Consider the following 15,518-nt stretch of genomic DNA (forward strand, 5'->3'; position numbering starts at 1 on the left):
AGACTATGACCTACCCTACTTAATCATACTCTCAAATGGTTCAATAAATAGCGATCAACAAATAAATCTTCTGGTGAACTTCCTATTAGAACTCGACCATACCTGCACGCAATTGTTCAATCAGTTCTAAAAGCTGATTGCGCCATTCTCGTATTGTGGTCTCATCAGGCAGCCATTGATTGGATAAAGTGACAACATTGACAATCAAGTCTGGCGACGCTGAATGACTGCTTAGCGCTTCATCGACGATAGTATCTGGCGGTACTGCATACAGACAACGCTGATAAGCACGCTCTATATTGGCGATAAAGCCTTGTTGTTGCAGTTGCTGCAAACGCTGAATCTCAGGAGATACTTGGGTACGCTCGCTTAGCGCTTGTTCAATATCGAGCAAAGTTGGCGCCGTCATGTTTAAGCTATAGAAATGACTAAGCTCCTGAATAAATGCTAATAAAGCACCATGCAAATGAAAAATAGCAGTCTCACAGTGTGCTTGGTATAACTGCTTATCATTGGTACTTCCTGCAGATTGGCAAGATAAACGACAGAAATATAACTTTTGATTGGTTCGATCTGCTTGATATTTGGCGACGCGAGTTTTACCTGCCATTTGCTAATTATCCTTTTATAAGTAGTGAATTAAAGCATATTTTCCAGTGTACTATTTTTTTAGATAATAGCACCATGCCTTTCTCAGTTTTTTATACACACAAAAAAGCCAGCAACTTAGGCTGGCTTTTTTATCAAATTAAGAATGAATCAAGGTACTTAATACGATTAATTATCTTGATTTAACTCTTGAGCAAATGCTTCGTCGAAGCTTGCAAAGTCTTTGCTATCAGTGCTTGCAGTCATATCAAACGCTGCATTCAAATCTTTATCTTGTAGCTTCTGATCTGCTTTCTCTTTACGTGCTTTATGATAAGCAAGACCAGTACCTGCAGGGATCAAGCGACCAACGACCACGTTTTCTTTCAGACCACGTAGCTCATCCACTTTACCAGTCACAGCAGCCGCAGTTAGTACACGGGTTGTTTCCTGGAAAGATGCCGCTGAGATAAAGCTTTCAGTTGCTAGACTTGCTTTGGTTATACCTAGTAATTGACGCTCAAACTGTACTGGGAATTTATCTTCCGCTTCTAGCTTAGCATTCAATGCTTTGATATCTGCATACTCGACCTGATCACCTTTGAAGTGACTTGAATCGCCGCCGTCAGTGATTTCAACTTTACGCAACATCTGACGAATGATAACTTCGATGTGCTTGTCGTTGATTTTTACACCCTGCAAGCGATAAACGTCCTGTACTTCGTTGACGATATAATCAGCAAGTGCAGTCTGACCTTTCAAACGCAAGATATCATGTGGGTTCTGTGGACCATCAGCGATCACTTCACCACGTGCTACCGTCTCGTTTTCAAAGACGTTGATTTGACGCCATTTCGGGATTAGCTCTTCATGTACTTCACCATCTTCATTAGTAATAATGAAGCGGTTCTTACCTTTGGTCTCTTTACCAAAGCTAACCACACCAGTCATTTCTGCCATGATAGCGTGATCTTTTGGACGACGTGCTTCGAACAAGTCAGCAACACGTGGTAGACCACCGGTAATATCTTTTGTACCAGAAGACGCTTGTGGTACACGGCCTAGAATCGAACCTGCTGCTACTTTTTCACCATCGCTTACGCGGATGATAGTTTCAGCTGGTAAGAAGTAAACCACTTCTTTGCCTTCGTCAGTGTTCAAGATAATCGCAGGACGTAAGTCTTTTGCTGAGCTTGAACGGTCACGAGTAGCTAGAATCTCAAATGAGCTCATACCAGTCGCATCATCAACTTTTACTGTTGCAGTCATACCATCAGTGATGTCACTGAAGCGTGCTGTACCAGCAAATTCTGTGATGATTGGATGCGTATGCGGATCCCACTTAGCGATAGTTTGACCGCCTTCAACCTGCTCTTCGTCTTTCACAAGTACGCTTGAACCATATGGTACTTTATAGCGCTCACGCTCACGGCCAAGCTCATCGGTCAATGCGATTTCAGCTGAGCGCGATACGATGACTAAGTGACCATCGGTATGCTGTACTGTTTTCATATTTTCAAAGTGCGCTTGACCAGCATTACGTACAGAGATGCTGTTGTCTACAGAGGCTGAGCTCGCTGCCCCGCCCACGTGGAACGTACGCATGGTCAACTGAGTACCCGGCTCACCGATAGATTGAGCTGCCATAACACCGACTGATTCGCCGATATTCACTTTATGACCACGTGCAAGGTCACGACCATAACACTGTGAACATACGCCATGTTCGATATCACACGTAATTACTGAACGTACCCAGATATCATCGATTGCGTTGTTATCAAGGACGTTAACCCAGTACTCATCGATCAATGTACCAGCTGGAATCAATACTTTATCAGCATCATCGTTATACGTCACATCACGAGCAGTCACACGACCCAGTACTAGCTCACCTAGCTTCTCAATGATTTCACCACCTTGGATATGTGGTTTCATGAGTAGGCCTTCTTCAGTACCACAGTCATCACTAGTGATAACCAAATCTTGTGCCACATCAACCAGACGACGAGTTAGGTAACCCGAGTTAGCCGTTTTCAGTGCCGTATCCGCTAGACCTTTACGTGCACCGTGAGTTGAGATGAAGTACTGTAGTACTGTCAAACCTTCACGGAAGTTAGCTTTAATCGGTGTCTCAATAATCGAGCCATCCGGCTTAGCCATCAAACCACGCATACCAGCCAACTGACGAATCTGAGCCGCACTACCACGAGCACCAGAATCCGACATGATAAAGATAGAGTTGAATGACTTCTGCTCGTCTTCTTCACCTTGTGCGTTAATAACTTTATCTGTTGCCAAGTTGTCCATCATCGCTTTAGCGACTTTGTCATTGGTACGTGACCAGATATCAACTACTTTGTTATAACGCTCACCAGCAGTTACGAAACCTTGCTCGAACTGATCTTCGATTTCGCGAACTTCGCCTTCTGCCACTTCGATGATTTGCTTCTTGAGTGGTGGAATGACCATGTCATCGATACCGATAGACACGCCAGATAGCGTTGCTTGAGCAAAACCAAGATACATCAATTGGTCAGCAAACATAACACTTTCTTTTACGCCGACTTTACGGTAGCAAGAGTTGATCAAACGAGAGATGTTTTTCTTCGTCATCTCTTGGTTACACTCATCAAACGTCATACCTTTAGGCATGATGTTCCAGATAAGTAGACGACCAGCAACCGTATCTTTGATACTGATTTCTTTAGTCTCGTTACCGTCTTCGTCAATTTGCGTCTCAGTAACACGCACTTTGATTTTAGCGTTTACATGTAGGTCGTTTGAACCAATTGCACGCAATGCTTCATTAACGGTAGCAAAAATCATGCTCTCGCCTTTGGCATTGATCGACGAGCGACTGATGTAATATAGACCTAGTACAACATCCTGAGATGGTACGATGATCGGATCACCGTTCGCAGGTGACAAGATGTTGTTGGTAGACATCATCAAGGCACGTGATTCAAGCTGTGCTTCTAGCGTCAATGGCACGTGAACGGCCATTTGGTCACCATCGAAATCGGCGTTGAATGCAGTACAAACAAGCGGATGCAACTGGATGGCTTTACCTTCGATCAATACTGGCTCAAATGCCTGTAGACCCAAACGGTGAAGTGTTGGTGCACGGTTAAGCAATACTGGATGCTCACGGATAACCATGGCCAGCATATCCCACACTTGTGGTTCTTCACGTTCTACCATCTTTTTGGCAGCTTTAATCGTAGTCGCTAAACCATGAGACAATAGTTTGTTATAAGTAAATGGCTTGAACAATTCTAGTGCCATTTTCTTAGGTAGACCACACTGATGTAGACGTAGTGTTGGACCTACAACGATAACCGAACGACCAGAGTAATCGACACGCTTACCAAGTAAGTTCTGACGGAAACGACCTTGCTTACCTTTGATCATATCTGCCAAAGATTTCAATGGACGCTTGTTACTACCAGTGATGGCACGACCGCGACGACCGTTATCAAGCAACGCATCTACCGACTCTTGCAACATACGCTTTTCGTTACGTACGATGATATCAGGTGCGCTTAGCTCAAGCAGACGCTTAAGACGGTTGTTACGGTTGATTACGCGGCGATATAGATCGTTTAGATCTGATGTCGCAAAACGGCCGCCCTCTAGCGGTACTAGAGGACGCAAATCTGGTGGTAGTACTGGCAAGATGTTCATTACCATCCACTCAGGCTTGTTATTAGAATCACGGAATGCTTCTAATAATTTGAGACGCTTAGACATTTTCTTAAGCTTAGTCTCAGAACCAGTTTGTGGAATCGCTTCACGTAGCTCATCAATTTCAAGATCGATATCGATGTCTTTTAATAGGTCTTGAACGGCTTCAGCACCCATCTTGGCTGTGAATTCGTCACCAAACTCTTCAAGCGCTTTGTAATAATCTTCATCATCAAGCAACTGGTACTTTTCTAAGCTAGTTAGACCAGGCTCAGTAACGATGTAGCTTTCGAAATATAGAACGCGCTCGATATCACGTAGTGTCATGTCTAATAATAGACCGATGCGGCTTGGTAATGATTTTAAGAACCAAATATGCGCAACTGGACTGGCTAGATCGATATGACCCATGCGATCACGACGAACTTTAGCAGTGGTAACTTCGACACCACATTTTTCACAGATAACGCCTTGGAACTTACGGCGCTTATATTTACCACATAAACATTCGAAATCTTTTACTGGGCCAAAGATTTTGGCACAAAAAAGACCATCACGCTCAGGCTTAAACGTGCGATAGTTAATGGTTTCAGGCTTTTTTACTTCGCCGTGTGACCATGACTTAATAACGTCAGGTGAGGCTAAAGTAATTTGAATGCTATCAAACTCTTGGTTACCGTTGCCGGTAGGGCTTTGCATGATATCGAGTAAATCTTTCAAGTTGCTTCTCCGTTATCTTTATAATCATCTGACAGCGTACCATTGACGCAGATAAGATGAATGAAGGCAATGAATAGGGTTGAGACAAATCACTAAAAGCAGCAGCAATAAAGCAGACTGCCTTTAGTGGACAACTAAGTTAAACAACGGGCTAGTTGCTTTGTTTTAACTCAATATTAATACCCAGTGATTTGATTTCTTTGGTCAGTACGTTGAACGACTCAGGCATGCCTGGATCCATATACTGCTCACCATCAACGATGTTTTTGTACATACGAGTACGGCCTTCAACGTCATCCGACTTCACTGTTAGCATTTCTTGCAACGTGTAAGTCGCGCCGTATGCTTCTAGTGCCCACACTTCCATCTCACCGAAGCGCTGACCACCAAACTGAGCTTTACCACCCAATGGCTGCTGCGTTACTAGAGAATAAGAACCGGTTGAACGCGCATGCATTTTGTCATCAACCAAATGGTTAAGCTTGAGCATGTACATGTAACCAACGGTTACTTTACGGTCAAACTTCTGACCTGTACGACCATCATATAACGTCTGCTGACCATCGCGATCCATACCAGCAAGCTCGAGCAAGTCTTTAACTTGGCTTTCTCTTGCGCCGTCAAATACTGCTGTGCCCATCGGTACACCGCCACGTAAGTTGTCTGCTAGCGCCATGATGTCATCATCACTCAAGCTATCAAGATCAACTTGCTCACCGCCTACTTGGTTATAGATTTTGTCCAAGAAGTCACGTAGCTCTTTGATTGCTGCTTGAGATTTGAGCATACCGTCAATCTTCTCGCCCAACCCTTTCGCTGCCATACCCAAATGCGTCTCTAGAACCTGACCGATGTTCATACGAGATGGTACACCAAGTGGGTTCAATACGATGTCAACGGTATTACCATTTTCATCATAAGGCATGTCTTCAACTGGCATGATGCGCGATACAACACCTTTGTTACCATGACGACCAGCCATCTTATCACCAGGCTGAATACGACGCTTAACCGCTAGATATACTTTAACGATTTTTTGTACGCCATGTTGTAAGTCATCACCAGCAGTCAATTTGCGTTTTTTCTCAGCAAACTTCACATCGATGTCTTTCTGCTTATCAACCAAGTAATCAGCGATTTGCGTTAGACGCTCAGAGATTTCTTCTTCTACTGGTTGGATATCAAGCAACGTCTCAAGGCTCATATCTTTCATATCAGCCAATGCCATAACTGTACCAGCTTTTAGACCAGCACCGCCGCTGACTTTTTGGCCATCTAATAGATTACCAATACGACCACGTGCTGCTTCTTCAAAGATACGTAGCTCTTCTTTCAAATCTTTGCGATAGCTATCAAGCTGCGATTTTTCAATCGCTCTTGCGCGTGCGTCTTTTTCAACGCCATCACGGGTGAAGACCTGTACATCAATAACCGTACCTTTACTTGAAGTTGGTACGCGTAGTGAAGTGTCTTTTACGTCAGCCGCTTTTTCGCCAAAGATAGCCCGTAGTAGTTTCTCTTCTGGCGTTAGTTGCGTTTCACCTTTTGGCGTCACTTTACCAACTAGAATATCACCAGCGTCAACTTCAGCACCGATATAGACGATACCTGCTTCATCAAGACTTGATAGTGCTGCTTCACCAACGTTTGGAATATCAGCAGTGATCTCTTCTGTACCTAGCTTGGTATCACGAGCCACACAAGTCAATTCTTGGATATGAATCGTAGTGAAACGATCTTCTTTAACTACTTTTTCAGATAGCAAGATTGAATCTTCGAAGTTGTAACCATTCCACGGCATAAATGCGATGCGGATATTCTGACCTAGTGCTAGCTCACCAAGATCCGTTGAAGGACCATCAGCCAAGATATCACCCAAAGCAATCTCGTCACCTTGGTTAACGATGATACGTTGGTTGATACAAGTGTTTTGGTTAGAGCGCGTGTATTTGATCAAGTTATAGATATCGATACCCGCTTCACCAGCAGTCATCTCGTCCTCGTTGACACGAACAACGATACGTGATGCATCAACATCTTCAATCACACCCCCACGCTTAGCGATAACACAAACACCAGAGTCACGAGCAACGTGACGCTCCATACCAGTACCTACTAACGGCTTATCAGCACGTAGCGTAGGAACAGCCTGACGCTGCATGTTCGAGCCCATCAAGGCACGGTTAGCATCATCATGCTCTAGGAACGGAATCAAGCCTGCTGCAACCGATACTACCTGACTTGGTGATACATCCATATGCGTCACCTTTTCTGGCGGCATACGAACAAATTCACCATAGCTACGTACACTGACCATCTCGTCAGATAACGCGCCATCTTCAGTCATCGGAGAATCAGCCTGTGCAATGACAGTACCTACTTCTTCGATTGCTGATAGATACTCAATAACGTCAGTCACTTTACCATCAACCACACGGCGATAAGGCGTTTCTAAGAAGCCAAAGCTGTTGGTTTTAGCAAATGTCGCTAGTGAGTTGATTAGACCAATGTTTGGACCTTCAGGAGTCTCAATAGGACATACACGGCCATAATGCGTATCATGTACGTCACGTACTTCAAAGCCTGCACGTTCACGAGTTAGACCACCAGGTCCTAACGCTGATACACGGCGCTTATGGGTAACTTCAGACAACGGGTTGTTCTGATCCATAAACTGTGACAACTGACTTGAACCAAAGAATTCTTTAACCGCAGCCGCTACTGGCTTAGAGTTAATCAAATCTTGTGGTGACAGGTTGTCTGATTCTGCTGAGCTTAAACGCTCTTTTACAGCACGCTCAACACGTACTAGACCAACACGGAATTGGTTTTCTGCCATCTCGCCTACTGAACGAATACGACGGTTACCAAGATGGTCAATATCATCGACATCACCGCGACCATTACGAATCTCGATAAGCTCTTTTAAAACGTTAACGATATCGTCGTTGGTCAATACACTGCGTTCACGCTGTACATCAGGATCATCAGTGTTGTCAAATTCTAAACCAAGACGACGGTTGAACTTCATACGGCCAACGTTTGACAAGTCATAACGATCTGCGTTGAAGAACATGCTTTCGAACAGTTTCTCAGCAGTCTCAACCGTTGGTGGCTCACCTGGACGCATGACTTTGTAGATTTCGATCAACGCTTCTTCACGACTTGAGGTGCTATCAGCACGTAGCGTATCGGCAATATAACTACCTTGGTCGATATCATTCGTGAATAGAATGCTGAACTCTTTGATGGCACCACTGGCTTCAAATGAGTTCAATTTTACCAATAACTCATGGTCGATTGGCGTGTTTGCTTTAGCGATGATTTCGTCATTAACAACGATGTCTTCGGCTAAAATACGCTCGTACAGATACTCATCAGGCACAGCAATCTTCGTCATACCTGCTTCTTCAAGCTGACGGATACGGCGTGCATTGATACGTTTGCCCTGCTCTACAATAACGTCACCTTCAGGTGATACGATATCAAACTGAGCCATTTCGCCACGTAGACGATCAGCAACTAAATCAATTTCAAACTGCTCTTCGCCTTTATAAACAGCCACTTTATCAAAGAATAAATCTAGGATTTCAGAAGTTGTTAGACCAAGTGCGCGTAGAATGATTGACGCAAGTAATTTACGGCGACGGTCAATACGAGCAAATACTAAATCTTTTGCATCAAATTCAAAGTCTAACCATGAACCACGGTAAGGAATAATGCGTGCGTTATAAAGCACTTTACCACTTGAATGCGATTTACCTTTATCATGATCAAAGAATACACCAGGTGAACGATGTAGCTGAGAGACGATAACACGCTCAGTACCATTGATGATAAAGGTACCGTTAGCAGTCATCAAAGGCATCTCGCCCATATAGACGCTTTGCTCGCGGATATCTTTGATAGCAGCTTTGCTATCTTTGTCTTTGCTGTCTTTGTCTTTGATGATCAAACGGATTTTGACACGCATCGGCGCCGCAAACGTTGAACCACGTAAGATACACTCACGCTCATCAAATTCAGGCGTGCCTAAATAGTACTCAACAAATTGCAACTCAGCGTTACCAGAGTGACTCTCAATTGGGAAAATAGAGGAATACGCAGCTTGCAAACCAGTATTCTCACGAGCTTTTGGCTTTTTGTGCTCTTGCAAAAATTGCTCGTAAGAATCTACTTGAATAGACAGTAAATAGGGAACGTCCATTACAGTGGGCAATTCAGCAAAACTTTTGCGAATACGCTTTTTTTCAGTATAAGAATATGCCATCGAGAGTCCTTACAGTAAACGTGGAAACAAATTAAAAGCGTGGCCAGTATGCATAAATACGATGCAAACGTGGCGACGTAAACGATAATATAAAACGGGTCTTCGTGTTCAGTTCATGTCTTTTCTGTCAATTACTACTTTACTCTTCAGTGCTTACCTAGCACACTTCACTTAATCTCGTCGTTGCTTGCTAGATTCATGGTAAGTGAATCAGTCTATATGACTGTTGCAACCAAAAAATTCAATATTATATAATCTATAACGCATTGCCTATCAGGCATAATTTACAAATACATTGCTAGGAAATAATGTCTATTAAGATTACATCCATACCACTTGCCATCTAGACTACTTATTACCGAACTATGTTCCCTACACATACAAACTGTCTATGAGACTAAATATCGACAGTCATGCCACACCAAGTAGGCAACTTATGATCAACAGCTGTTTTAAGAATACCGCTTTTTTCAGGATTAATAATCGGGGTAACTATAACTTTTAGAATCAGTATAAACTATAGTGTTGATAGGAAAGCATGCAGACACAAAAAAATGCCAAACATCTACAGACGTTTAGCTCATATTAACTGATTTCAAAAACTGGCATGTGTGCTTGCATGTATATCGTCTGTCCTTTTGATGGGTATCCACCGTGATGTTGCATACGTATGTTGGCAGACACAAAAGGTCAAGCTACGAATTATAGTAAAAAAAAGCTGGCAATGCAAGGCATTACCAGCTTTTTTTCGTACAGTGTTAAACTTATTTTAGTTCAACAGTTGCACCAGCTTCTTCAAGTTTCTTTTTCAACTCTTCAGCTTCAGCTTTAGATGCGCCTTCTTTGATTGGAGCTGGAGCGCTTTCAACCAAATCTTTCGCTTCTTTTAGGCCAAGACCAGTAGCTTCACGTACGGCTTTAATTACGCCAACTTTCTTCTCGCCAAAGCTGGCAAGAACTACGTCAAACTCGTCTTTTTCTTCAGCAGCAGCAGCAGCAGGACCAGCAGCAGCAGGTGCAGCAGCAACAGCAGCTGTTACGCCGAATTTTTCTTCCATGTCGCTGATTAACTCAACGATATCCATTACTGACATTTCAGCGATTGCATTTAACACGTCATCTTTAGATAGTGCCATGAGAACTCTCCGTTATCTGATAAAAATTAATTGATTCTAATATCGCCTTGGTTGCTTGCCTAATGTGACAATAAAATGCAACCAAAATTAGCGATGTTAAAGTTACGTTAAAACAAGCAATTAAGCAGCTTCTTTTGCGTCTTTGATTGCCGCTACAGTGCGAACGAACTTGCCAGGAACAGCGTTCATAGTCTGGACAAGCTTGGTCACTGGTGCATTCATAGTAGCCATCAAGATAGAGATTGCTTCGTCGCGAGTTGGTAGCTTCGATACGCGCTCTAGCTCTTCTGGACCATAAACTTCACCACCGACTGATACTAATTTGGTCTCTAAAGCTTTGTTATCTTTGCTGAAGTCGAAAACGACTCGAGCAGCAGATCCCAAATCTTCCATAGAGAAAGCCAAAAGTAGTGGACCAGTCATACGGTCTGACATGCTCTCAAACTTAGTGCCTTCAAAAGCGCGTTTTGCTAGTGTATTTTTTACCACTTTCAAAACAACACCTTTATCACGAGCTTGTTCGCGCAGCTTAGTAAGCTGTGCAACACCAATACCGTGATATTCGGCAGCTACTGCTGAGTAAGCATTAGCAGCAACTTCAGACACTTCAGCCACAACTTGTTGTTTTTGTTCTAGCGTTAATGCCATAAGTTGACTCCTTTAATCTTATCAATCGACTTATAATAAAAGTGCCAAAAACAAGGTTTTTATGCGCTCAAACTGTAAGCTAAGACTGACTTGATACGACACATTACCAACGGATTCAATTAATAAAAAAAGCATCTACTGGTAACGACTGATTACGGCACCGTTATCAGAATGACGTTGAGTAATAGTTTGAAAGTTATAAATAACCTTATCGCCCTATTCGCTCGTGTCTTAAACTGTGTGGGCCACCGTCTGCGTAGGACAACTAAGATTTTCATCTGTCGTCGATTAACAAAAGTGACTTATCATCATAAACAACTATCTGAAGATCGTTAACTATGACTCTAAACTACTCTCTACCTACGGTCTTAGACAGCGTAGCAAATACTACGCTGACCTAATTCTTTAAAAACTGTTTGTGTTTATCACTCAAAATATTTGAAGATAAAAACTTTAATTATTTAGCAGTACGATAAGGAACAGCGTCGATCGTTAGACCTGGACCCATCGTGCTAGACAAGGTAATTTTCTTAATGAAAGTACCTTTAGAAGTAGCAGGCTTAGCACGCTTTAGATCAGAAAGAATCGCTTGCGCGTTTTGCTCGATTTGATCAGCAGTGAAACCTACTTGGCCGATAGTTGCATGGATGATACCAGCTTTATCAACACGGTACTGAGCCTGACCAGCTTTCGCATTTGTCACAGCTTCAGCAACGTTTGGCGTTACTGTACCAACTTTAGGGTTAGGCATTAGACCACGTGGGCCTAGGATAGTACCTAACTGACCAACAACACGCATAGCATCTGGAGCTGCGATAACAACATCAAAGTCCATATTACCGGCTTTGATTTGCTCTGCTAGGTCTTCAAAACCAACGATGTCTGCACCAGCTTCTTTAGCAGCTTCAGCAGCAGCGCCTTGAGCAAATACAGCAACGCGTTTGGTTTTACCAGTACCAGCAGGTAGGTTGGTTGCACCACGAACTACTTGATCAGATTTACGTGGGTCAACGCCCAAGTTTACTGCGATATCGATAGACTCTTTGAATTTTAGCGCTGGCAAATCGTTTAGGATTTGAACCGCTTCTTCAATAGTGTACTGTTTTTCGTTATCAATACGACTTTGAATTTCTTTTTGACGTTTGGTTAGCTTAGACATTATACACCCTCCACGGTAATACCCATTGAACGTGCAGTACCAGCGATGGTACGGACAGCAGCGTCAAGATCAGCTGCAGTTAAATCTGCATTCTTAGTCTTAACGATGTCTTCTAGTTGTGCACGGTCAACTTTACCAACTTTAGCAGTGTTCGGTGTACCTGAACCTTTAGCAATACCAGCAGCCTTACGTAGTAAGTATGCAGCTGGTGGTGACTTCATGATGAAGGTAAAAGATTTGTCGCTGTATACTGTGATCTCAGTTGGGATCGGTAGACCTGGCTCTTGGCCTGAGGTCGCAGCGTTAAATTCTTTACAGAACGCCATGATGTTCACGCCTTTTTGACCCAAAGCTGGACCAATAGGTGGTGAAGGATTTGCTTTGCCTGCAGGCACTTGCAGTTTGATGTAACCATCAATCTTCTTAGCCATGATACTCTCCTAAATGGGTGATAGCGCCAAATCAATGTGGTATATACCTAATTGACTAACAGCTCCCCGGTTGATGAATTTTTTGCTAATTTAGTCTAGTTTTTCAACTTTACTAAATTCAAGCTCAACCTGCGTAGGTCGATTAAATACGTTTACCGTTAGATGTAGCTTAGACTTCTCGTAATCCACTTTTTCTACCAACCCTTTAAAGTCAGTAAATGGACCATCAATAACCAACAACTCTTCGCCCGGCTCAAATAGAGTCTTAGGACGTGGGTCAGTTTCAGTCTGGTTCAAACGGTTTAGAATGCGATCAGCTTCTACTTGCGTAATCGGTGCAGGCATCTCAGGCGTACCACCGATGAAGCCCATAATACGAGGACAGTCTTTTACGATGTGCCAAGTATTGTCGTTCATTTCCATTTGGATCAATACATATCCAGGAAAGAACTTGCGCTCACTCTTACGTTTTTTGCCGTCTTTCATTTCGACGACTTCTTCAGTAGGAACCAATACATCACCGAATGACTCAGCAAAGTCACTACGGTTAATACGATCAGTTAATGAACGTTGTACTTGTTTTTCATATCCTGAAAACGCTTGGACAATATACCAACGCATATCACGCTCCTGATCATTATAAATAAGTCGTTATGAGTAAATGTCTCGCTAATAGTCACTAATACGTGCTATTAACCGATAAAGATACCAACGAACCAATTAAAAAAGTTATCCAATAACCAAATAAAGAAACCAGCAATCGCAATCACAACAATCACTTGCCATGTATATTGAAAGGTTTCGTCTTTACCTGGCCATGTCACTCGGCGAAGCTCAACAGCAGCGTCTTTTAATAATATTTTAAAAGCACGGCCTTGATGCGTTAGCGCCAAACAAACTAATGCAAATACAACAAGTGCGACAATAATACCAATACGTACCCAGACATCGTTGGCAGGTTGCCAATAGCCGGGTAAATATTGATTTACTAGAGTCGCACCGATTAATACAGCTGCGGCAAGTAGCCACAAAATCAAATCTTTTATTGAGCCAGTCTTAGCCACTTCAACAGCAGTAGTACCGCTAGCTGAAACATGCTTATTTTTAGACAGCATTCCACCAGCAACCGCCTTGGCATCAGATAACTTAGTCTCGAGGTTATCTTGATCATTGCTCATAAAGAACTCGCTTCGGAGATGGTGGGGTACAACAAAGATGTGATAAGAAGATGGCAGGCGATGTAGGACTCGAACCTACAACCCTCGGTTTTGGAGACCGATGCTCTACCAATTGAGCCAATCGCCTATGGGTGTAAAGGACAGCATTATACAATATTTAGCATAGAATGCAAGCCCTTGACGGCAAAATTATTAATTTTACCTGATTTTGCACTGCCGCAATCTAAAATAGTTGCTAGCGTTAAGTGCAGCGATAATATAACAAGCTATGCTGCAGATTACAATATGCTATCTAACAAATAATTTTCTCTGTCACACATACAGCCAATTCATTAATACACGCTAGGCATAATTCTATTTTCGATCATGCTTCAACTTTCTCCAATAAAAAAAGGCCACCCTAAATAGGATGGCCTTTTTTATGACTAATTCAAAAGCTCATTACTGAGACTTATATTAGTTCAATACGTTAGCAACAACACCAGCGCCTACAGTACGGCCGCCTTCACGAATAGCGAAGCGAAGACCTTTGTCCATAGCGATTGGGTGGATAAGCTCTACGCCCATCTCAACGTTATCGCCAGGCATTACCATTTCAGTACCGTCTTGTAATTGGATTGCGCCAGTTACGTCAGTAGTACGGAAGTAGAACTGTGGACGATAGCCGTTTAGGAATGGTGTGTGACGACCACCCTCTTCTTTTGACAATACATATACTTCAGCGTCAAACTTGGTATGAGGAGTGATTGAACCTGGCTTAGCTAGTACTTGGCCACGTTGTACGTCTTCACGCTTAGTACCACGTAATAGTACGCCACAGTTTTCGCCTGCACGACCTTCGTCAAGCAGTTTACGGAACATCTCTACACCAGTACAGGTGGTTTTTTGAGTGTCACGGATACCAACGATTTCGATCTCGTCGCCAACTTTAACGATACCAGATTCAACACGGCCTGTTACTACAGTACCACGACCTGAGATTGAGAATACGTCTTCGATTGGCATTAGGAATGCTTTGTCGATGTCACGCTCTGGCTCTGGGATGTAGGTGTCTAGTACGTTTAGTAGTTCTACAACAGCTGGTTGGCCGTATTTTTCTTCTGAGCCTTTTAGGGCTTCAGTAGCAGAACCTTTAACGATAGGAGTGTCATCGCCTGGGAAGTCATAGTCGTTCAATAGTTCACGAACTTCCATTTCTACTAGTTCTAACAATTCTTCGTCATCAACCATGTCACATTTGTTCATGAATACGATGATGTACGGTACGCCAACCTGACGTGAAAGCAAGATGTGCTCACGAGTCTGTGGCATTGGGCCGTCAGTTGCAGATACGACTAGGATTGCGCCGTCCATCTGGGCAGCACCAGTGATCATGTTTTTAACATAATCGGCGTGACCTGGGCAATCTACGTGAGCATAGTGACGGCTGTCTGTGTCATATTCTACGTGTGAGGTGTTGATTGTGATACCACGTGCTTTTTCTTCTGGTGCTGAGTCAATAGACGCGTAGTCTTTGGCTTCGCCACCAGAGGTGATTGCAGCTACGGTTGCGATTGCAGCGGTAAGGGTTGTTTTACCATGGTCAACGTGTCCGATTGTACCGACGTTGACGTGTGGCTTGTTACGTTCAAACTTGGCCTTTGCCATGGGTATTTCCTCTTTTTTTGGGGTTCAAGACTTAACTCATATAAATATGATTAT

10 protein-coding genes and 1 tRNA gene are annotated in these 15,518 nt (G+C 43.1%); all 11 read right to left on the bottom strand.

From position 1 onward, the window contains the following. Positions 1–85: 85 nt before the first annotated feature. Positions 86–610: a DUF6586 family protein gene (locus AK824_RS11560; protein WP_057761716.1), complete on the bottom strand. Its 525-nt coding sequence runs from the start codon at positions 608–610 to the stop codon at positions 86–88. Positions 611–777: 167 nt separating this feature from the next. Beyond that, a complete protein-coding gene (gene rpoC / locus AK824_RS11565; RefSeq protein WP_057761718.1) occupies positions 778–4,995 on the bottom strand; it encodes a DNA-directed RNA polymerase subunit beta' in 4,218 nt (1,405 codons plus the stop codon). A 151-nt stretch (positions 4,996–5,146) separates the two neighbouring features. Then, positions 5,147–9,265: a DNA-directed RNA polymerase subunit beta gene (rpoB, locus tag AK824_RS11570; protein ID WP_057761720.1), complete on the bottom strand. Its 4,119-nt coding sequence runs from the start codon at positions 9,263–9,265 to the stop codon at positions 5,147–5,149. Between the two features lie 764 nt (positions 9,266–10,029). Beyond that, positions 10,030–10,401: a 50S ribosomal protein L7/L12 gene (rplL, locus tag AK824_RS11575; protein WP_057761722.1), complete on the bottom strand. Its 372-nt coding sequence runs from the start codon at positions 10,399–10,401 to the stop codon at positions 10,030–10,032. A 120-nt stretch (positions 10,402–10,521) separates the two neighbouring features. Further along, positions 10,522–11,049 (bottom strand): 50S ribosomal protein L10, encoded by a 528-nt coding sequence (rplJ, locus tag AK824_RS11580; RefSeq protein WP_057761724.1) that lies wholly within the window; start codon positions 11,047–11,049, stop codon positions 10,522–10,524. 457 nt (positions 11,050–11,506) lie between these two features. Further along, on the bottom strand, positions 11,507–12,208 hold the full coding sequence (rplA, locus tag AK824_RS11585; protein WP_057761725.1) for a 50S ribosomal protein L1: 702 nt from the start codon (positions 12,206–12,208) through the stop codon (positions 11,507–11,509). Continuing rightward, entirely contained in the window at positions 12,208–12,639 is a 432-nt protein-coding gene (gene rplK / locus AK824_RS11590; RefSeq protein WP_057761727.1) for a 50S ribosomal protein L11, read from the bottom strand. Before rplK ends, rplA begins: the two co-directional genes overlap by 1 nt. 90 nt (positions 12,640–12,729) lie before the next feature. Then, positions 12,730–13,260 (bottom strand): transcription termination/antitermination protein NusG, encoded by a 531-nt coding sequence (gene nusG, locus AK824_RS11595; protein ID WP_057761729.1) that lies wholly within the window; start codon positions 13,258–13,260, stop codon positions 12,730–12,732. A gap of 71 nt (positions 13,261–13,331) precedes the next feature. Next, positions 13,332–13,817: a preprotein translocase subunit SecE gene (gene secE / locus AK824_RS11600; RefSeq protein ID WP_057761731.1), complete on the bottom strand. Its 486-nt coding sequence runs from the start codon at positions 13,815–13,817 to the stop codon at positions 13,332–13,334. A 51-nt stretch (positions 13,818–13,868) separates the two neighbouring features. Continuing rightward, positions 13,869–13,944, bottom strand: a tRNA-Trp gene (locus tag AK824_RS11605). Between the two features lie 329 nt (positions 13,945–14,273). After that, positions 14,274–15,464 carry an elongation factor Tu gene (gene tuf / locus AK824_RS11610; RefSeq protein ID WP_057758488.1) on the bottom strand — a complete coding sequence of 397 codons (1,191 nt, stop codon included), beginning with the start codon at positions 15,462–15,464 and terminating at the stop codon, positions 14,274–14,276. Positions 15,465–15,518 lie beyond the last annotated feature (54 nt).

This window comes from Psychrobacter sp. P11G3 (assembly GCF_001435845.1).
Taxonomy (GTDB): Bacteria; Pseudomonadota; Gammaproteobacteria; order Pseudomonadales; family Moraxellaceae; genus Psychrobacter.

What these genes read in the sequence shown, in the direction of transcription:
- AK824_RS11560 (WP_057761716.1), bottom strand. Translation starts at nt 610, where the DNA reads ATGGCAGGTAAAACTCGCGTCGCCAAATATCAAGCAGATCGAACCAAT.
- rpoB (WP_057761720.1), bottom strand. Translation starts at nt 9,265, where the DNA reads ATGGCATATTCTTATACTGAAAAAAAGCGTATTCGCAAAAGTTTTGCT.
- rplL (WP_057761722.1), bottom strand. Translation starts at nt 10,401, where the DNA reads ATGGCACTATCTAAAGATGACGTGTTAAATGCAATCGCTGAAATGTCA.
- rplJ (WP_057761724.1), bottom strand. Translation starts at nt 11,049, where the DNA reads ATGGCATTAACGCTAGAACAAAAACAACAAGTTGTGGCTGAAGTGTCT.
- rplA (WP_057761725.1), bottom strand. Translation starts at nt 12,208, where the DNA reads ATGTCTAAGCTAACCAAACGTCAAAAAGAAATTCAAAGTCGTATTGAT.
- rplK (WP_057761727.1), bottom strand. Translation starts at nt 12,639, where the DNA reads ATGGCTAAGAAGATTGATGGTTACATCAAACTGCAAGTGCCTGCAGGC.
- nusG (WP_057761729.1), bottom strand. Translation starts at nt 13,260, where the DNA reads ATGCGTTGGTATATTGTCCAAGCGTTTTCAGGATATGAAAAACAAGTA.
- secE (WP_057761731.1), bottom strand. Translation starts at nt 13,817, where the DNA reads ATGAGCAATGATCAAGATAACCTCGAGACTAAGTTATCTGATGCCAAG.
- tuf (WP_057758488.1), bottom strand. Translation starts at nt 15,464, where the DNA reads ATGGCAAAGGCCAAGTTTGAACGTAACAAGCCACACGTCAACGTCGGT.